General features: G+C 70.3%; 14 protein-coding genes and 4 pseudogenes. 6 read left to right on the top strand and 12 right to left on the bottom strand.

Annotated features, from left to right (window positions below; all coding sequences use genetic code 11):
* The first annotated feature begins 125 nt into the window (after nucleotides 1-125).
* Nucleotides 126-797 (top strand): class F sortase, encoded by a 672-nt coding sequence (locus BU198_RS28400; protein ID WP_188295529.1) that lies wholly within the window; start codon nucleotides 126-128, stop codon nucleotides 795-797.
* 179 nt (nucleotides 798-976) lie between these two features.
* On the opposite strand, the gene BU198_RS28395 is transcribed toward BU198_RS28400, so the two are convergent.
* The 9 genes and pseudogenes from BU198_RS28395 to BU198_RS28355 form a co-directional block, all read right to left on the bottom strand.
* Nucleotides 977-1,174 (bottom strand): hypothetical protein, encoded by a 198-nt coding sequence (locus BU198_RS28395; RefSeq protein ID WP_188295528.1) that lies wholly within the window; start codon nucleotides 1,172-1,174, stop codon nucleotides 977-979.
* A 107-nt stretch (nucleotides 1,175-1,281) separates the two neighbouring features.
* A complete protein-coding gene (locus BU198_RS28390; protein ID WP_188295527.1) occupies nucleotides 1,282-1,704 on the bottom strand; it encodes a hypothetical protein in 423 nt (140 codons plus the stop codon).
* A pseudogene (locus BU198_RS28385) lies at nucleotides 1,701-2,219 on the bottom strand (transposase); the annotation flags it as partial. The pseudogene BU198_RS28385 and the gene BU198_RS28390, both read right to left, overlap by 4 nt.
* A gap of 14 nt (nucleotides 2,220-2,233) precedes the next feature.
* Entirely contained in the window at nucleotides 2,234-3,175 is a 942-nt protein-coding gene (locus tag BU198_RS42690) for an IS630 family transposase (protein ID WP_317619962.1), read from the bottom strand.
* A pseudogene (locus tag BU198_RS43480) lies at nucleotides 3,173-3,259 on the bottom strand (transposase); the annotation flags it as partial. The pseudogene BU198_RS43480 and the gene BU198_RS42690, both read right to left, overlap by 3 nt.
* A 118-nt stretch (nucleotides 3,260-3,377) precedes the next feature.
* Nucleotides 3,378-3,681: pseudogene (locus tag BU198_RS28370) on the bottom strand (transposase); the annotation flags it as partial.
* 782 nt (nucleotides 3,682-4,463) lie between these two features.
* Nucleotides 4,464-5,033, bottom strand: a complete 570-nt coding sequence (locus tag BU198_RS28365) for a hypothetical protein (protein ID WP_188295525.1) — start codon at nucleotides 5,031-5,033, stop codon at nucleotides 4,464-4,466.
* Between the two features lie 82 nt (nucleotides 5,034-5,115).
* Nucleotides 5,116-5,316, bottom strand: a complete 201-nt coding sequence (locus tag BU198_RS28360; RefSeq protein ID WP_188295524.1) for a hypothetical protein — start codon at nucleotides 5,314-5,316, stop codon at nucleotides 5,116-5,118.
* A 54-nt stretch (nucleotides 5,317-5,370) separates the two neighbouring features.
* Nucleotides 5,371-5,973: an aldehyde dehydrogenase family protein gene (locus BU198_RS28355; protein ID WP_223243921.1), complete on the bottom strand. Its 603-nt coding sequence runs from the start codon at nucleotides 5,971-5,973 to the stop codon at nucleotides 5,371-5,373.
* A 250-nt stretch (nucleotides 5,974-6,223) separates the two neighbouring features.
* On the opposite strand from BU198_RS28355, the gene BU198_RS28350 reads away from it, so the two are divergent.
* The 3 genes and pseudogenes from BU198_RS28350 to BU198_RS43970 form a co-directional block, all read left to right on the top strand.
* Nucleotides 6,224-6,646 (top strand): CU044_2847 family protein, encoded by a 423-nt coding sequence (locus tag BU198_RS28350; RefSeq protein ID WP_317619959.1) that lies wholly within the window; start codon nucleotides 6,224-6,226, stop codon nucleotides 6,644-6,646.
* A gap of 4 nt (nucleotides 6,647-6,650) precedes the next feature.
* Complete coding sequence (locus BU198_RS28345; protein ID WP_223245056.1) at nucleotides 6,651-10,925, top strand: trypsin-like peptidase domain-containing protein; 4,275 nt, start codon at nucleotides 6,651-6,653, stop codon at nucleotides 10,923-10,925.
* A gap of 198 nt (nucleotides 10,926-11,123) precedes the next feature.
* Nucleotides 11,124-11,261: pseudogene (locus BU198_RS43970) on the top strand (IS630 family transposase); the annotation flags it as partial.
* 50 nt (nucleotides 11,262-11,311) lie between these two features.
* Here the strand turns inward: BU198_RS43970 and BU198_RS28340 are convergent.
* From BU198_RS28340 to BU198_RS28330, 3 genes are read right to left on the bottom strand one after another with little or no spacing between them, the layout of a single operon-like run.
* On the bottom strand, nucleotides 11,312-13,780 hold the full coding sequence (locus tag BU198_RS28340) for an FtsX-like permease family protein (RefSeq protein ID WP_223245055.1): 2,469 nt from the start codon (nucleotides 13,778-13,780) through the stop codon (nucleotides 11,312-11,314).
* Complete coding sequence (locus BU198_RS28335) at nucleotides 13,777-14,457, bottom strand: ABC transporter ATP-binding protein (protein ID WP_188299718.1); 681 nt, start codon at nucleotides 14,455-14,457, stop codon at nucleotides 13,777-13,779. The genes BU198_RS28340 and BU198_RS28335 overlap by 4 nt, the downstream gene beginning before the upstream one ends.
* Entirely contained in the window at nucleotides 14,454-14,978 is a 525-nt protein-coding gene (locus BU198_RS28330) for a PadR family transcriptional regulator (RefSeq protein WP_188299717.1), read from the bottom strand. The genes BU198_RS28335 and BU198_RS28330 overlap by 4 nt, the downstream gene beginning before the upstream one ends.
* A gap of 717 nt (nucleotides 14,979-15,695) precedes the next feature.
* Here BU198_RS28330 and BU198_RS28325 point away from each other — a divergent pair.
* On the top strand, nucleotides 15,696-17,444 hold the full coding sequence (locus BU198_RS28325) for a trypsin-like serine protease (RefSeq protein WP_188299716.1): 1,749 nt from the start codon (nucleotides 15,696-15,698) through the stop codon (nucleotides 17,442-17,444).
* Nucleotides 17,445-17,697: 253 nt separating this feature from the next.
* A partial coding sequence (locus tag BU198_RS28320; protein ID WP_188299715.1) for an ALF repeat-containing protein occupies nucleotides 17,698-18,661 on the top strand: 964 nt, incomplete at its 3' end.

Genomic DNA, 18,661 nt, shown 5'->3' with positions numbered 1-18,661 from the left:
GTCCGCAGGCAGCGAGGGCTCCGGCGCGGCCGCGGCCGGCTACGGCGCGCTCGCGGCGGCCGGTGCCGTCGCAACGGCCTTGGCATCCAGACGGATGCGCTGCAAGCTCCGCGGAGGTGCGACCGGTGCCTGATCGCAGGCCGCGCCGGTTCCGGCGGGCCTGCGAAGCCCTGTCGGGCGCGTTGCTGTTCGTCGCCCTGGCAGGAGCCGCCCGCAACGCCCTCGTCGTTTCCGGACCACGACCGCCCGCTCCGGCGCGGCCTGCGTCCCACGCCTCGGCCCAGGACAACGGCGCACCCGCTCCCGGAGCGCAGCACGCCGACACCCCCGCCCCCATGGCCCCCTCCACCCCGCTACGGGTCAGTATCGCCTCGATCAAACTCGAAGCCCCGCTGCTGGCCCTGGGCGCCGATTCCAAGGGCGGACCGGAACTCCCTCCCTACGCCATGCCGGACACCGCGGCCTGGCTGCGCGACACCCCGACGCCGGGCGCCCCCGGAGCCGCGGTCCTGGCCGGCCACGTCGACACCCCAGAAGGGCCGGCGGTGTTCTGGAAGATCTCGGCCGTTCCCGTCGGGGCGAGCGTCGACATCACCCGACTCGACGGGTCCACCGCGACGTTCACGGTGGACCGGGTCCGCGCCTTTCCGCGCAGCACCTTCCCGGCCGACCTCGTCTACGCCCACCCCAGCGGCGCCGAACTGCGCGTCGTGACCTGCGGTGGCACCTACGACCGTGCCCGCCACGAGTACTCCGACAACGTGGTGCTCTTCGCCCATCTCACCGGCACGCACTGAGAGTGCGGTTCGCGCCGTGATGCCCGATTCGCGATCTGGTCTGGGTGAGGTGCCCTGCTCGGTGGGGTGGGCCGGTGCTCGGGGGCGGGGCTGGGTGAACAAGCCGGGCTCGGGCTATGCCGCGGGTCACCAGTCGCGGCAGGCTAGACCGGTCCGCCAGCTCCGACCCCGAACGCCGATCACCCGTCCGGTGCATCGGGGGCGCGGGGCTCGGGGTCCGGAGCCAGCCCGGCGGCCAGGCGATCGATCTGGTGCACCGCCCAGGAGGCGACCATGCGTTCGGGCGTGGCATGGTAGAGCTCTGCCAAAGCCTCCAGGGTTCGCAAGTGTTCCCTCGACAGTTCGATGGTCAGCTTTGCCGTCCACGAAGGCTCCATAGGGCCATCCTGTCGCAGATCGCCGCCTCAGTCATCGAGCACGAACCGCAGATAATTCATTTTCGACTCCGAGTATCGCTCTCGCTGCGGCGACCCGCCTGAGCTGCTCAAGGGCGGGGCTGGGTGAACAGGCCGGGCTCGGGTTCGGTGAGGATGCCGCGGGTTACCAGGCGTTTCAGCTTGGACCGGATGCCCTCAGTGTTCTTCGGCAGGATCGGCAGGTCGAGGGCCTGGCAGATGTCGCGGGCCCGCATCGGAGCGCCGGTGTCGGCGAGGACCGTGAGGATCTGCTGGTAGGCGGGGTGTTCCGGCGCCTCGGTGCGGGGCGGATCGTCGACCGGTGCCGGTGTGGGGAGGTTGGAGAGGGTCTTGCGGGTGATCTGCAGATTCTCGCTCTCGGTGTCGAGTTCGCCGAGGAGGGCGGTGAGTTCGTCGATCTGGTTCCGGAGCCGTCCGGCCTGCTCGGCGACTGCGTTCTCGCGGACGCCGATGTAGGCCAGTACGGCCTCGGCCTGGGGGATCTCACTCACGCGCTCCTCCAGGAGGGGAGGATGGCGCCGGTGAGGCGGCGGGACATGACCGACGTCATCGCCCAGAACACCCGCGAGCGGGAGGAGGCGAGCCGGTGTTCGTAGTCGCGCACGAGACGGCGGTAGAACATCAAGATCCCGTTCGTCTGTTCCACGATCCACCGCCTGGCCTGCGGGACGAAGCCCTTCTCGGCCGGGTTGCGCTCAACGATTTCCACGTCGATGCCCAGGTTCTTGCCGTGGTCGACGACGCTCTTCTTGAAGCCCTGGTCGACCAGGGCTTTCCGCACGGTGTCCGTCTGCGCGGCCACGCCGTTCAGCAGGGCGATGCCGGCGGCGTTGTCGTGTGCGGAAGCTGGCAGGGCGACGGCCTCGACGACGAGGCCCAACACGTCCACGGCCAGGCATCTCTTCCTGCCCGGCACCTTCTTCGAGGCGTCCTTGCCCGTCGTGTCGGCCGGGACGCCGACGGCCCCGTGGATGCTCTGGGTGTCCAGGACCACCAGGGTCGGGTCGGCTACTGAGGATTTCAGGGTGGGGTCGGTGGGGTGAGTGGCAGGCCGGTGCCGGCCAGGCATCCATCGATGAGGGCGGGTCGAAGTTGGATGTGCCGCAGTCCGCGTCGGAGAGTGCGGGTGAGATGATCCGGATCGGTGAAGGCGGTGTTCGCCGTCGGGCCGCGACGCAGGAGCGACCAGAGGCCTTCGACCGGATTGAGGTCCGGTGCATATGAGGGCAGTTGGAAGACGGTGAGCCAGTCGTGCTCCGCCGCGTACTGCTTCATGCCGACGGCCAGGTGAGTGTTGAGGTTGTCCCAGACCAGAACGATCGGGCCGCCGAGCTGAATGTGCGCACGGACGGCGAGATCGCGGTAGTCGGTCCAGGCGAAGCTCTTGCGGGCTCCCTTGAGCGGCATGTGAAAGCGGGGCCGGTAGATCACCCTGCTCTGCTCGCCGGGCTTGTAGCAGCACAGCGCGGCCACCGAGATCCGGCGCCGGGAACGTCCCCGGACCCGGACCACGGGCGTGTGCCCGCGCCGGCCCCAGGTGCGGGCGCGCGGCGGCGTCATCGCGAACCCGGCCTCGTCCTCGAAGACGACCCAGGCTCCGAGCGCCGCCGCGGTGCTTTTACCCGCGGCCACCTCCTGCTTCCACAGCTCCACGGCGCGCTCGTCGCGCTCGTCGCGCTCGAGTGCCCGGCGGGCCGGGACTTGCCAGGACCAGCCGTGCCGCTTCAGCAACCGCCACACCGTCGCGATCGACAATCGCATCCGGAACCGGCGGCCGATCACCGCCTGGACCCGAACCAGCGTCCAACGCTGGTCCTCGAAGCCATGGGCGGCCGGTCCCTTGCCCAACTCCGCCTCCAGCTCGACGAACTGGGCCGCCGACAACCTCGGCACACTCGCCGGACCCGCCGAGCGCAGGGCATCCGCACCACCCTCACGCCAGGACCGCCGCCAACGCTCCACCGACCGCTCGCTGACCCGCAGATCCCGGGCGATCGACGCGGTCTTCTCGCCCGCCTCGAACCGGGTACCGGCCTCCAGCCGCACCTGTTCACGAAACGCCCGCCGCTCAGCGGTCAGGCCCCCACCCTGCGCGTACCGCACATCATTGGCATACCGCAGGGATCACTACCTGTCACCACCGACAACAGAACGAAAACCTCAGTAATCGCTTCCGGCTCTCGCGCAGCTGCCAGCGCAGGAGGTCGTGAACGGTCGGTGCCGTCGTCACGCCAGGCGGCGAAGTAGTAGTACGTCGCGCTCTTCGGCGGCAGATCGTGCGGCAGGTACTCCCACTGACAGCCGGTGCGGTTCTGGTAGAGGATCGTGTTGACGATCTCCCGCATCGCGTATCTGCCCTGATGGCCGGTGGCTGAGGGGTGCTCGGCCTTCCAGGCGCTGATCACGGGCTCGATCAACTTCCACTGCTCGTCCGTGAGATCGCTCGGGTACGGCTTGCGATCACTCATCCATCCATCCAAGCGAACCTCGAATACCTGACCGGCAGAGATGCCCCAACGTCACCCCATCGAGCGATGCCAAACCCGACATAACGTCGCGAACCGCACTCTCAGGGACGACACCTCATGGAGAAACCAGCCTCGTGCCGGGCCTGGTGCGAGCTGGCGGCGAAGAGTCGACGGAGCGGGCCTGCGCCGCGGCCGGTTGGGAGTTCGTCCGCGTCGGCGAGCCGGACCCGGGGATGATGGCGAACACCCGCTGGCTCTCGCGTTACCGCCGGCGCCGCTGCCTGCGCCCAGAGGTCGCCGAGAGGCTGCTGGAGGTGTTCGACGGGCCGGTGCCGCCCGGATCGAGGACCTCGCCCAGCGCGGCCCGGCCGCGCCTGGCTCACGGGCGCCGCGTTCGCCTACACCGACGACTCGGTGTGGGAGCCCATCGCCCTACCTGCCCCCGCACAGGGTGACGGCGCGGCCGGCGCGGCCGTGGACACGCCCGCCGACGCCCTGGCCGAACTGCTCACCGCCATCAGCCGCTGCCAGCACGAACACCGCGACCACACCGCCCGCCGCCTGACCGCCGTCCTGGAGGGCGGCCTGCTCTCCGACGGACTCACGCAGCTCGCCCGGTACTACCGGGCCAAGGCCGACAAGGACCTCGGCCGCACCGCCCACTCCCTCACCGGGATGCGCGACGCCGCCGCCACCGCGTCCGCGGTGACATCCCGTGGCCGCGGGGCGACTTCGCCGCGGCCGCCCAGGCGCTGCGTGACGGGCGGGCGGAGCCGGGTGGGTCAGGCACGCGCGGCGGGTGCCTCTAGTTGCGGGCCGGTGCCTTCGCGGGCCGCGATCCAGGCGTCCTCGTCCCACTGCTCGGTGGCCCGGCGGGACAGTCTGTAGTCCCAATGGGACTCGATCTCATACTCGATGACGCCACCGCTGGGGTCTGTTGTGATCCAGTTGTAGGTGCCGGTGCGGTGGGCGTGCTTCGCCCACCGCACCGGGACGACGACGGGCTTGCCATCGGTGTCTCGCCAGGTGCGTACCTGGGCATCGACACGCAGCGGCGTCAGGTCCTGCGCGTAGCGCGGGTCGACGGTCGCGAACTCGTCGAGCGCGGACTGCTCGGCTCCCGTGTCTGGGAGCGGATCGCGGATCAGCGCGGTGACGAACTGCCGGACGGACAGGATCCGGCCGCTTTCCTCTTCAGTCACCACCGTGATCTGCTCACCGCCGAGTACGCGTTCGGAGAAGGGCTGCCACCGTCGCACCCGAACCGCCGTCCCCGACCGCTTGCGGTTGACGTCCCACACCAGATTCCACCCCGGAGGGATATGGACGAAGGCCGGCAGTTCGAGGGCCATGTCCCCTCGCTGTGATGGGGCGTTGTTGCTCCGGTCCATGCGGAACTCCGTTTCGATGTCGTGTCAGGGGTGCGGCGCGAGGTCAGTGGTACTCCTCGTCGAGGTCGGACTGGAGTTGCTCGATCGCCGTAGCGATGTCCTGGAGCTCCTCGTGGATCTCGGACTCGGTGGAGCCGCTCGATCCGTATCCCTTGTGCTGGGCGATCACGATGTCGTTGTACAACAGCTCCTCCCGGCGCCGGAGACGCTCGATCCGCGAGACGGTTTCGTCGTGTTGGTCCATACGGGACAACCTCCTGTGTTTCATCGCCCACCAGTGCGGATGAGACTGCGACGTTCAGGACTGCTGGGTGATTGCCCAGCGCGGCACTTCGGCCTCGCCGGACGGGATGCGGATGAGCTTGGCGAAGCCGTACTCGGCGAGTGTCTCGATACAGTGTTCGCGCCCGTAGCCACTCGCCTTCGTGCCGCCGAAGGGGCTGCCCAAGATCCCGCGGTGGTAGTTGTTCACCAGGGTCATGCCGACATCGAGGCGGTTGACGATCCGAAGGGCACGTGAGGTGTCGCGGGAGAACACCCCTGCGATGAGTCCGAAGTCCGTGTCGTTCGCGATGCGCACGGCCTCGTCGTCGGTGGCATATCGCAGCAGGGTTACGACCGGGCCGAAGATCTCGTCCCGGGCGACGTGCATCTCGGGGGTCGCCTCGAAGACCGTCGGTGGGACGAAGTAGCCCGACCGGTACGGTTCGCGATCGGTGTCCAGTGCGGCCTGGTAGGCGATCTTCGCGCCCTCCTCGATCCCGATCCGTATGTGATCGAGCACCCTCTGCTGGTGACGCCGGTCAACCACGGGCGGGGCGGCGGCGACGTCGGCGGGGCGGGCACGGCCCGGCACTGGCGTCGTCGGCGGCCTCGCCCAGACCCGCCTGTTCGTGGTCAACCGGCAGAATCCGGTGATGTTGGGTCTTGTGCCCGGTACGGAGAGTTCCTTCTCCGTGGCATGGAGAATCGTTTCCCCGGCCAGCGTCTGCGGGTGCCCCTGGCGTGGTGCTTGTGCGGCTGTGCGGGCGGCCGGTCAAGGTGCTCCAATCATCCCTACCTGTTGGGGAGTTCGTGGTTTCGCTGTGTGCGGGTGCGCGTACTACGGTGTGGCCGTGTCCGTCGTGGGGCGGCGTTGAGGGAGGGTTGTCGTGGGGCAGCAGTTGGCGCGGGTGCCGTTGGACGGCGGGGGTTCGATCCTCGTCGAGGCGGAGGACGCCGCGGCGGGGCCGGTGAAGGCGGGCCGAGTCGGTGACGCGGTGCGGGAGCTTCCGGAGAGTCTCGGGTCGGCGCTGGAGCCGGTGACCGGTCTGGCGCGTACGGTGCTGGCACGGTTGCGGGAGGCGGGGCCGGACGAGGTGCAGGTGGAGTTCGGAGTCGACCTCTCCGCCGCGGCCGGGGTCGTGATCACGAAGACCGCCGCCAAGTGCCATCTGACGGTGCGTGTGACGTGGCGCAAGGACGAGGACGACGGGGCTGCGGCTGCCGCTGCGGCTCGCAGGGCCGACGCTCCCGAGGGTGACGACGAACCGGAGACCGACGCCCGCGCGGCCGGCGACCAGTCGGAGGCCTGAGCGGATGGCGGTCGGACGGGGGATGGCGGGGGCCGGTGCGGCGGACGGTCTGGCGGCGGCGGTCGCGCAGGTCCGCGACGAAGCGGGGCTGGTGGTGGGGGCGGGGTTCCTGGTCGCCAAGGATCTACTGGTGACGTGCGCGCACGTCCTGGCCGATGGCCGTTACGGCCCCGGTTCGACGGTGACGCTGGCCTTCCCGCGCGCGCACGGCGCCCCGGAGGTGACCGGCCGGGTGCTGGAGGGCACGTGGCGCGACCCGGACGAGCAGGACGTCGCCTTGGTCCGCCTGGACCACCCGGTGGGAGTGGAGCCGTTGCTGTTGGGGTCGGCGGCGGGCGCCCGGGGACACCATGTGCGCTCCTTCGGGTTCCCGGTGCAGGCGCCTCCGGGCGGGCACTTCGGGTTCGCCACGGCCGGCGGAATCCTCCCGGACGACGGCAAGGTCGGTGAGGTGTTGCAGCTCACCGGTGCCAACGACCTGACCCAGGGGTTCAGCGGCGGGCCGGTCCTGGACGAGACGACCGGCCTGGTGGTCGGGATGCTCACCGCCATCACCGACCCCGACAGCCACGACCGGGGCCAGGCCATCGCCTACGTCACCCCCACCTCCGTCCTGCGCGAGGTGTGGCCCGCGCTCGGCGAGAGCGACGTGTCGCCCTACCGGGCGCTGGAACCCTTCACCGCCGAGCACGCCCGCTGGTTCCGCGGCCGGGAGGAAGCCGTGCGCCAGGTCCTGGAGGGACTGAGGGGCGGGCAGCGGGTGGTGCTGCTGCTGGGCCCGTCCGGTTCGGGGAAGTCCTCGCTGGTCCAGGCCGGAGTGCTGCCCGCCCTGACCGCGGGGAGCCTGCCGGGCAGTGACCGCTGGCACCAAGTCCTCACACGGCCAGGACCGGACCTGCCGACCGCCCTCACCCGCGCGGGCCTACCCGAGTCCGAGCCCAAGGACGCCGGGACGGACACCACCGGCGGTGCAGATTCGGGCAGCGGGGACGCCGGTGCGACCCCTGATTCGTCCCGTGTCGTGCTGGTCGTCGACCAGTTCGAGGAACTCCTCGCCCCCTCTGAAGGCCCCGAGGCCCTCCAGGCACTCGCCCGGATCACCGCCGCGATCCGCTCCGACGCCCCGCTCAGCGTCGTCCTCGTCATGCGCGACGACTTCTACTCCCGCCTGTCCGCACTCGCCCCGGACCTCCTGGACACCGCACTCCAGAGGAAGGGCGTCCTCAACGTCCCCGCCACCCTGAGCCCCGCCGACCTCGACGCGATCGTCACCGGCCCCGCCCACGACCTCGACACGCCCTTCGAACCGGGCCTCGCCGAGCAGATCATCACCGACGTCCTGGCCCTGAACCCCGGCACCGCTGCCACCGGTGGCGCGCCCGTCACCGCGCTGCCCCTGCTCGAAGTCGCCCTCACCCGACTATGGGAACGCCGCCTGGAGCACGACGGGCGTCTCACCCGCGACGCCTACCGCCGCATCGGCGCCGTCACCGGCGCCCTCACCGACTGGTGCGAAAACGCCCTGAGTGAACTCGACCAGGGCCAACGGGACATCGCCCGCAGGATCCTCACCGCCCTGGTCCGCCCCGCCGACCCGTCTCTGAACATCCCGGCCGCGCGCCAGCAGCTCCCGATCAGCGACCTGCGCCAACTCGCCGCCGACGACGACACCCCCGACGCGCTGCGGGCCGTGGACAAGGTCCTGGCGGTCCTCTCCCGGCACCGCATCGTCACCACCCACCGGCTCCACGGCCACGCACGGCCGGACGGCCCACAGGACGTGGAGGGGACCGCGGTGGCCGAACTGGTCCACGACGCGCTCATCCGCGACTGGCACACCCTGCGCGACTGGGTCGAGGAGGACCTGCGCTTCCTCGACTGGCTCCGCCGTGCCCGCGACCAGTACGACCGCTGGAAGGAACACCGCAACCCCCGGGACCTGCCCACCGGCACCCTCCTCGCCGAAGGCACCGACTGGTCCCGCCAGCGCCGCCGACTCACCACCGACCTTGACAACTTCCTCACCGCCGGACGCCGGCGCGGCCGACGCCTCAACACCATCCTGGCCACCACCCTCGCCCTCGCCCTGATCGCCTCGGGAATCGCCCTCTGGAAGTGGCAGACGGAGATCACCACCCGGCAGAGGGCAGTCACAGCCCAGCAGGTCGCGCAGTCCCGGCAACTCGCCGCCCAGTCCGTCTCCTTGACGGTCAGCAATCCCGAGCTCGCCGCCCTCCTGGCGGTCGCCGCCTACCGCACCAGTCCCACCTCGGAGGCCGCCACCGCCCTCAGTGACAGCGCACGCATTCCCTTGCGTCACCGCCTCGCTGTCGCCAGTATCGGTGGTGTGGACTCGGTGGCGTTCAGCCCGGACGGGAAGACCCTGGTCACCGGCAGCAGCGGCAGCACCGTGCGGCTGTGGAACGTGGCAACGGGGAAAGCCGTCGGCGGCCTCTCTGGTCCCCCGGGCGACCTCGCTGCGACATCGGCGGCGTTCAGCCCGGACAAGCACACCGTCGCCACCGTCAGCAAGCAAGGTGCCCTGCGGTTGTGGGACCCTACCGCCGACACGATCGAGACCCTCACCGCCGACGCGGGTACCACGAGTTCGGTGGTGTTCAGCCCGGACGGAAGCACCCTCGCCACAGGCGGCCATAACGGCCGAGCTCAGTTGTGGGACGCAGCCACCCGCAAGGCCACCACCGCAGCTCCCCCCAGCGAGGCCAGTGTCGTGTGGTCGATGGCATTCAGCCCGGACGGGAAAACCCTCGCCATCGGTGGCGACCGCGGCCCCGTGCAGTTGTGGGATAGGACCACGGGACGGATCACTCTCACCGGCCAGAGAGATGTCGTGTGGTCGGTGGCGTTCAGCCCGGACGGGAAAACCCTCGCCACCAGCGGCGCAAACGGCTTCGTGCAGTTGTGGGACACGGCTACCGGCGCCGGCCGCGCTACCTTCACCGGCTACACGGGTGTCGAACGGTCGGTCGCATTCAGCCCGGACGGGAAGACCCTCGCCATCGGCTGTGATGACGGCATCGTGCGGTTCTGGGACACCACCGCCGGCACGACCGCCACGGCCACGGCCACCGTCGCCAGCCACACCGATAACGTACGGTCGGTGGCGTTCAGTCCGGACGGGAAAACCCTCGCCACCGGTGGCTCTGACGGCAGCGTCCGGCTGTGGGACACCGACGCGATCAAAGCCGTCACCACCTTCACCGGCCACTCCAGTTCGGTGCGGTCGGTGGCGTTCAGTCCGGACGGGAAAACCCTCGCCACCGCCAGCAAGGACGGCAGCGTTCGGCTATGGGATGCGACCACCGGCAAGAGCACTGCCACCCTCACCCCCGCCACCGTCAACGGCAAGTTGGCGGAGTCGGTGGAGTCGGTGATGTTCAGGCCGGACAAGCACACCCTCGCCACCGCCAGCAGTGTCGGCAGAGTCCGTCGATGGGACCCAGCCACCGGCGAGACCACTGACCTCACCGGCCCCAACGGACTTACCGATGACGTGACCTCGGTGGCGTTCAGCCCGGATAGCCAGACCCTCGCCACCGGCTACAAGGGCGGCTTCGTGCGGCTGTGGGACCCAGCCACCGGCGAGACCACTGACCTCACCGGCCCCAACGGACTTACCGATGACGTGACCTCGGTGGCGTTCAGCCCGGATAGCCAGACCCTCGCCACCGGCGGCAGGGACGGCTTCGTGCGGCTGTGGGACCGTGCCTCCGGCGAGACCACTGACCTCACCGGCCCCAAGGGACCTACCAGTGCCGTGACCTCGGTGGCGTTCAGCCCGGATAGCCAGACCCTCGCCACCGGCGGCAGGGACGGCTTCGTGCGGCTGTGGGACCGTGCCTCCGGCGAGACCACTGACCTCACCGGCCCCAAGGGACCTACCAGTGCCGTGACCTCGGTGGCGTTCAGCCCGGATAGCCAGACCCTCGCCACCGGCGGCGAAGACGGCTTCGTGCGGCTGTGGGAAAGGGCTGGCCACAAGAACCTCGCCACCTTCACCGGCCGCGGACCTGTGACGTCGGTCGCGTTCGGATCGGACAACAGCACCCTCGCCGCCGGGAACGACGATGCCACCGCGCGGCTCTGGTTCTACACCCCACCGGACACCGCGATCAGTACGATCTGTGCGGCCGTCGCCCGTGACCTCACCTCCAAAGAGAAATACACGTACCTACCCGAATCCTCCGAGCCTGTCTGCCCGCTCATGACCGCCCCGACAACAGCCCTCCCACGCACCCCATCTTCGGCACTCCCCTAACCACCGACACGGAACCGGTCATCCGGTCTCTGGTGGTGACGAGCGCCAGGCACTGCAACGCGCCCCGCCTTCCGAACTTCGCCGACCGGCCGCAACACCGCCGGGCCGACGTAACCAGGGGATCGGTCCTGACACCCGCTCAGGGACCGAAACAGCTGGTCAACTCGCCAAACTGTCGGACCGGCCAGCTGAATTGGGTCGGATGCCCTGGTCGTCGAGGGGGTGGTCGACGACATCAGCCACGAGGGCCTTCGGGTCCTGCTCCGCGAGGAGGGCGTCTCCTTTCAACGCGTGAAGACCTGGAAGACCTCCCGTGACCCCGACTACGCCACGAAGGGGGAGGAGTCTGATGATCTTGGGTTGGATGCCGGTCGCGTCCCCGGCGGTTACTCGGTGCGCAGCCCGTCCGAGCGCATCATCCGCCACAGCACCGGCAGGCTGGAGAGGGTGACCAGGAGGACGACTCCGCCGCCGGTGCCGACCGTCCACGCAATGGTGGTCCAGGAGACCGCCGGTGGCAGGCCGGCCATCTTCAGCAGGATGGCGCCGAGGCCCAGTCCGCCGGCCACCGCGAGCGCGAGGCCGAGCGTCACCGGCAGGGCCGTCTGCCACAGTACCGACAGGCCGAGTGTCGAGCGCCGGGTACCGACGGCGACGAGGGCTGCCAGCAGCTTGCGGCGCTCACGGAGCTCTTCCACCACGGTGACCAGCATGCTCGCGCCGATCAGCAGGAGGACGACCGTGGAGCCGATGAACAGGCCGCGTTCGATGTTCGTCAGCCGTGGCTCCCGCACGCTCCCCTCGTAGAACTCGGCGCTCCGCAGCGGATCCATGCGGGCGGCGAGGTTGCGGACCCGTTCGACGGCGTCGCGGTCGGCCGGGTCGAGTTTCGCCATCAGTTCGGTCACGGCTTCCCCCAGGTCCGTGGGAGTGAGTGCCTCGGGTGTGGCGAAGACGCCGAGGGCGAAGGGGGTCGCCGAGTCCGGCACCGGGCGGGTGTCAAGGGCCGTGGAGGGGACGGTCCACAGGCGGGGTGGCAGCGGCCCGGCCTCCGACTCCCCAGTGGCCAGGTCGACCCGCTCGCCGGGCGCGGGAAGGTAGACGCCCCCGGTCAAGGGATCCTGGTTGTTGCGGTCGCCGGACAGGTAGACGCTGCCGGGGCCGCAGCCGGGGGTCTCGACGCTCTGGCCCAGGGTCGCGCAGTCGGCGACGACCACGAAGGCGCCAGCCTCCTCGGTGCCGGGCCGGCGGGCGTGGCCCAGGACGAACGTGCGGGCCGCCACCACCCCGGGCGTGGCCCAGAGCGCGGCGAGGTCCTCGCTCTGCCGGGCCTCGTCTACGTAGTCCCGCGAGATCCGCAGGTCCACCCTGTCTCGGCTGTCGCCGGTCTCGTGGGTGTAGCGGCTCGCCAGTCCCGCGAACAACATCTGCACGGCGATCGCCCCGGCCACCGCCACGGTGATGCCGTTGACCGTCCGGGCCGCCGCGCCGCTGTCCAGCTGAGTGCGGCGGATCGCGAGTTGGAAGGGCAGCGGACCGCCATGCAGCCGCCGGACGACCGCCTCCACCAGCAGGGGCAGCAGGGCCGTGACCCCCACGAGCAGCAGGACGACGCCGGCCGCGATCTTCGGCTCGCTCACCGCGGCGGCGGGTTCCAGGCCGTCGATCATCGGGGACAGCAGGGCCAGCCCGGCGAACGGCGGCAGCAGCCGCCACCAGAGCCGGCGTCCGGCGGTGCCGGCCTGCCGCACCACACCGAGCGGTTCGATGGCGACCCTGCGCAGCGTGAACAGGGTGACCGCGACGGCCAGGGTCGGGACGCCGACCACGACCAGGATGGTCAGCACCGGAGTCGGCGCCAGGTCGGAGCCGAAGACGCTGATCCGCCACAGTTCCACCGTGTCGACGAAGGACCGGCCGCCGAAGAAGAGGCCGACCCCGGCGCAGAGCCCGAGCAGTGCCGCGAACAGCGTCTCACCGGCCGCGATCCGCCGTGTCATTTGGGCGTCCGCGCCCACCAGCCGGAGCGCGGCCAGTCTCCGGTCGCGCTGCTCGCCGCCGAAGCGGACGGCGGTGGCGATGAGCACCAGTACCGGCATCAGCAGCACCACGAAGGCGACGACGACCAGCAGCGTCAGGAACGGGTCGAGCGGATCGAGGAGTCGCCTGCTGCCGATGTGGTCGGTCCTGGTCGCGTGCCGGCCGGGGACGAGGACGTCGGACCCCGCGTAGTAGGCGAGTTCCCGGGGGCCGAGGAGGCCTGGATCGCCGATGGTCCCGGCGATCCGGTACGGGAGGCGCTCCCGGAGCAGCGTGCCGTCGGGTGAGGCGAGCAGCTTGGCCAACTCGGGGGAGACCACCATCTCGCCGGGGGCCGGCGGGCGGCTCAGCCCGGGCGGCAGGACCGGCCGGTCGCCGTCCGCGTGGATCAGCCTCCCGTAGATACCATGGTCACGGTAGACGGTGTCCACTCTGCCGGTGACGATGGTCGTGGCGCCGGGCTCGACCACCCTTCCGTAGGTGAAGTCGTCGCGGGCCGAGGCCCGGTCGCCCCTGGCGGTCAGGATGTTGGGCACGGCGGCGGCGACGAGCAGCACGGCCACGCCCAGGCCCACGCCGAGGGCGGTCAGGAATGTCCTGGTCCAGCCCTCGCGCCCGCCGCCCACCGCGAACCGGGCTCCGAGCGCGAGGTCGCGCGCCCAGGCGGCCGGGGTCGTCGGGACCTCCCCCCGCGCCTCGCGCCGGGCCCCCGGCCGGCGGCTCCGCGCACGGACCGACGCCAGGACGGTGCTCCGCGGCCGGGTGGACCGGCGGCGCGCGCCCCGCGGACCGCCGGTCAGGCGGCTGCCGCTCATGCGGCCCTCCCCATGTCCCGCGACTTCCCGTCCCGGACGACGACCTCGCGGTCGGAGTAGGCGGCGACCCGCACCTCGTGGGTGACCAGGACGACGGCCGTTCCGGTGTCGCGGGCGGCCGCGCCGAGCAGGCGCATGACGCGCTCGCCGTTGAGGGAGTCCAGCGCGCCGGTCGGCTCGTCCGCGAACAGCACGCGCGGCTCGCCGACCAATGCGCGCGCTATCGCGACCCGCTGACCTTGGCCTCCGGAGACCTCACCCGGACGTTGGCCCGCGAGGTCGGCGACCTCCAGGCGCTCCATGAGCCCGGTGGCCCGGCGCTCCGCCTCCTTGCGCTTAACACCGTTCAGCCGCAGCGGCAGCGCGACGTTCTCCGCGCAGGTCAACTCGGGTACCAGCCTGCCGAACTGGAAGACGAACCCGAACTCGGTGCGGCGCAGCCTGCTGCGTCCGGCGTCCGACAGGGCCGCCATGGCCCGGCCCTGGTAGAGCACCCGGCCGGCGTCGGGCGTGACGATCCCGGCCAGGCAGTGCAGCAGGGTGGACTTGCCGGAGCCGGAGGGGCCCATGACGGCGACGATCTCCCCAGCGTCGATGGCGAAGTCGGCCCCGTCCAGGGCCGCGGTCTTCCCGTAGGTCTTGCGCAGGCGGGCGGCGGACAGGAGGGGAGCGGTCACGGACGGACCTCCCGGGCGAGTGCGTCAAGGCGGGCCGCGGTGAGCTCCAGCCACCGGATGTCGGCTTCCAGGTGGATCAGGGCGTGGTCGCAGATCAGCTGGTCGGCGAGGTTCCCCCGGGTCTTGCGGCGGGTCAGCTCGCGCATCAGGCGAAGGTGCTCGGCTCTCTGGGTGTCGAGCAGTTCCTCGGCGCTCCGGCCGGTGAGCAAGGCAAGGACGATCTTGGTGTAGAGCGTGTTCTGGAGGTACAGCTCGGGCTTCTCGGGCCGGCCGAGCCAGCTCTCGACATCGGTGACGCCGGCATCGGTGATGGCGTACCGCTTGCGTTCCGGCCCCCCGTCGACCTCGGTTCCGTCGACGACGACCAGGCCGTTCTTCAGCAACCGCGCCATGGTCGAGTAGACCTGACCGTAGTGCAGCGGGCGGTCGTGGCCGAAGCGCTCGTCGAACGCGTGCTTGAGGTCGTACCCGTGGCGCGGTCCTGCTTCCAGCAGCCCGAGCAGGGCGTGACTGATTGACATGCGGCGCACTATACACACTATGTATACCTGGCGTGCATAGTCGCCCGACGATCCGGACACGGTCGTCCTCGGCCACTCAATCCCGTTGTTCGGCAGTCATGTTGGCGGTAACTGACTTCGGCGCTTCAGGGTGAACCGTCTGGAAGTCCCTGATGGGTGTGGCGTGGTGACTGTATCTGGTAGCGCTCTGTCCCGTAAGGGGTATCGCCACACAATACCGAGGGGGAAACGTCATAGAACTGTAATAGATTGGCAATGGAGCCTCTCCTCTCTCATTCATCCTTAATGTCCCCTTTTAGCCTGCCGGATCTCGTCGGCCCGGCCAGGCCTTGTTCATGCGGGGCTTGACTTCGAGTCAGTGACGCGCCTTGGGTCCTTACCTGCTTTGACGTAAACAATTCCGCAGCGATAGCTTCCGCTTGCTTGTTTCCTTACCAGCTCGGGGGTGCTGGTTTCCTCCCCGGGCACATCTCTCTTTCTGGAGTATCCGTGCGAACCGTTCGCAGACTGGCCTGGCCACTCGGTGCGGCCCTGGCAATACCCTTGACAGCCGCGCCGGCGGCAGCGTCGGCGCCTGACACCGCGCCACCGAGTGCGGTGGAGAGCTTCTCCTACCCGGACGCGGCAAAGGTACTCGCCGACCGGAATGTCACCGTGAAGTCTGGTGACGGACACATTGCCCTGGTCGACTGCGCGTCAGGACCGAGCCTTCTGCACGTGCTCAGCCGGGTAGCCAGCCCGAGCGAGGTCTGCTTCAAGATTACCGGTCCGACCGGCTACCTGGCCGTGGAGATCCCGAAGGTCTACAACATCCGGGGCAACGACAACTCCGTCAAGGCGACGCTGAACACCGCGGGCAACATCACCAGCGTCGACGTCTCCAAGAACCTCTGGACGCCGGTCGGCGAGAGCGTCGGCGACGCCACGACCCTGCTGGAGCTCACCGCCACCGACGGGCCGGCCGCGCCCGCCCCGTCAGGTGACTTCCCGGCCGTCGGTACGGTGACGGTGGACCAGCCCGGCCGGAACGCAAACGCGAAGGCCTGCACGGCGACCCTGGTCGACCGTAACTGGGTTCTCACGGCCGCTTCCTGCTTCGGTGACAAGCCCGCCGCCGGCGCGCCCGCGGTCAAAAGCACCGCCACCTTCGGCGGCCGCACCGTCGGCATCGCCGAACTGGCGCCGCGCACCGACCGTGACCTGGTCATGGCCCGCCTCACGCTCCCGGTCAACGACGTCACCCCCGTCACCGTCGGTGCCACCGAGCCGGCCGCGGGCGAGAGCCTCAAGGTCGCTGGCTACGGCCGCACCGCCACCGAGTGGACCCCATTCAAGGTCCACGCCACAACGCACACCGTCGGCTCGGTCGCCGCAACTTCGGTCGACACCGCCCCCGCCGCCGGCCAGGCTCCGGTCTGCCAGGGCGACGCGGGCGCGCCGCTGCTGCGCGACAAGAACGGCGCCACCGAGATCGCCGCCGTCGCCTCGCGGTCCTGGCAGGGCGGTTGCCTCGGCACCCCCGCCACCGAGACCCGCACCGGCTCCAGTGCCGCCCGGGTCGACGACCTCGGCGCCTGGGTCAAGGAGCTCGGCTTGCGCACGGCGGACGTCAAGCCGGGCACACACGTGCAGATCGTCGGCGTCAACAGCGCGCTGTGGGACACCGTCACCGACAAGGCGAGCGGCTGGCTCGGCACGTGGTCGCCAATCGACAGCAGTGCGTTGACCGCTGTGGACAGCGTCGCCATCGGCGACACCGTGCACGTCTTCGTAGTCGGCGCCGGACGGGTCTACACGAAGGACGGCAAGGTCGGCGGCAACTGGACCCCGTGGCGCGAGGTCCCCGGCGGCGCCGCCGGTGTTCTGGGCATCACCGCGACCGCCCGCGGCAACACCGTCAGCCTCCAGATAATCGGCTCGGACGCGACCGTTTGGGACTCCACCGCCGACTACGCGAACGGAACCGGCAGCTGGAGCGGCTGGGTGAAGCTCGGCGACAACACCGCGAAGTACCTCAGCAGCGCCACCACCCCCGACAACACCGTCCGCCTGTACTCCGTCGGCACCGACGGCAGGGTCTACACCCGCGACAAGCTGACCAACGGCCAGTGGACCCCGTGGGGCGAGATCCCCGGCGGCGCCGTCGGCGTCAACGGCATCACCGCCGCCGCCCGCGGCTACACCGTCGACCTCCAGATCATCGGCGGCATCGGCGACCTCTTCACCACCTACGGCCACTACGACCAGGGCCGCTGGGACCAGCAATGGCAGAAGGTCAGCGACAACCGCCTCAAGGCCATCTCCAGCAGCGCCGAGGGCAACATCGTCCACCTCGTCGCCGTCAACGAGGACTACAAGGTCTACAGCCGCGACGCCGACTACAACGCCGGCAAGTGGACCCCGTGGACCGAGATCCCCGGCGGCGCCGTCGGCGTCAAGGCCATCACTGCCACCACCACCGGCTGAACCGACGCACGCACCGCTTCCTCGGGGTCGGCCGCCCCATCGGCGCGTCTGCCCCCGAGGAAGCACAGCTCCACGCGACGCGGGCCACGGTGAGCCGCGCCTCCACACGCCCATCAGAGCCCGGCAAGGCCGCGAACCACGCGGCCTTGCCGGGCGGCATTTCGATGCCGATTACAGAATGGACTGCGAACTTTCGATGAGGATGTCATTGACATCACGAGCCAGAGCCCGATCGCGGCTTGCCGCGGGGTTCGTGGCCGGCAGCCTGCTGGCCGGGCTGCTGACGACTCCCGCACTGGCAGTCGACGCACCGCTGCCGGCGGTCGCCGCCAACCCTGACCGGGTGAAGGCCGTCGCCGCCTGGCAGAGCGGTGGGCCGACCGTCAAGCACGCGGCCGAGACCGCGCTGAACGGCTCGGCCGACGACCTGAAGGCCTTCCTGACGGCCGGCCAGGCGGAGGCGGCAGATCAGGACCTGCGCACGCAGATCGAGGACCTCGTCGCGAAGTCCGGGCCCGGGGTGCGCGAGGCCGGCACGGCCGCACTCAACGGCTCGGCCGCCGACCTCAAGGCGTTCCTCGACAAGGGCGCCCAGAAGGCCTTCGACGACGACCAGCGGGTTCGGGTGTCGCAGATCATGGCCACCGGCGGCCCTGGCGTGAAGGACGCCGCGGGCAAGGCGCTCGACGGCACCATGACGGACGCTAACCAGTTCCTGAACACCGGCCAGTTCAAGGCCAAGGACGACGACGACCGTGTCCACCTCTCCCAGCTGATGGCCTCCGGCGGGCCGGAGGTGAAGAAGGCCGCCGGTACTGCGCTGGACGGCTCATTGGACGATGTCCAGCAGTTCCTCCAGTACGGCTACCAGACCGCCGCCGCCCACGACCAGGAAACCCTCACAGTCGCCCAGCTGGCCGACCTGACGAAGAACTCCTCCACCCAGGCCGGCCAGCAGGCCCAAACCGCGCTGGACGCGGCCGGCAAGGCCGTGGACGCCACCAAACTTGCCAAGGAGGCCTCTGAGCGGGCCGCGTCCGAGACCAAGGCCGCCCAGGGCTCGGCCGGCAAGGCGTCTAACGCCGCCGGCCGCGCCGCCGATGCCGCCAACCGCGCCGCGGCCTCCGCCCAGACCGCCTCCAAGGCGGCCAAGGCTGCCAACGAGGCCTCCCGCCAGGCCGCCAACGCCGCGGCGAACGCGGCCTCCGCCGCCACGA

It is taken from the genome of Streptomyces sp. CBMA156, assembly GCF_014596515.1.
Lineage (GTDB): Bacteria > Actinomycetota > Actinomycetes > Streptomycetales > Streptomycetaceae > Kitasatospora.
This window is presented reverse-complemented; position numbering and strand designations above follow the sequence as displayed.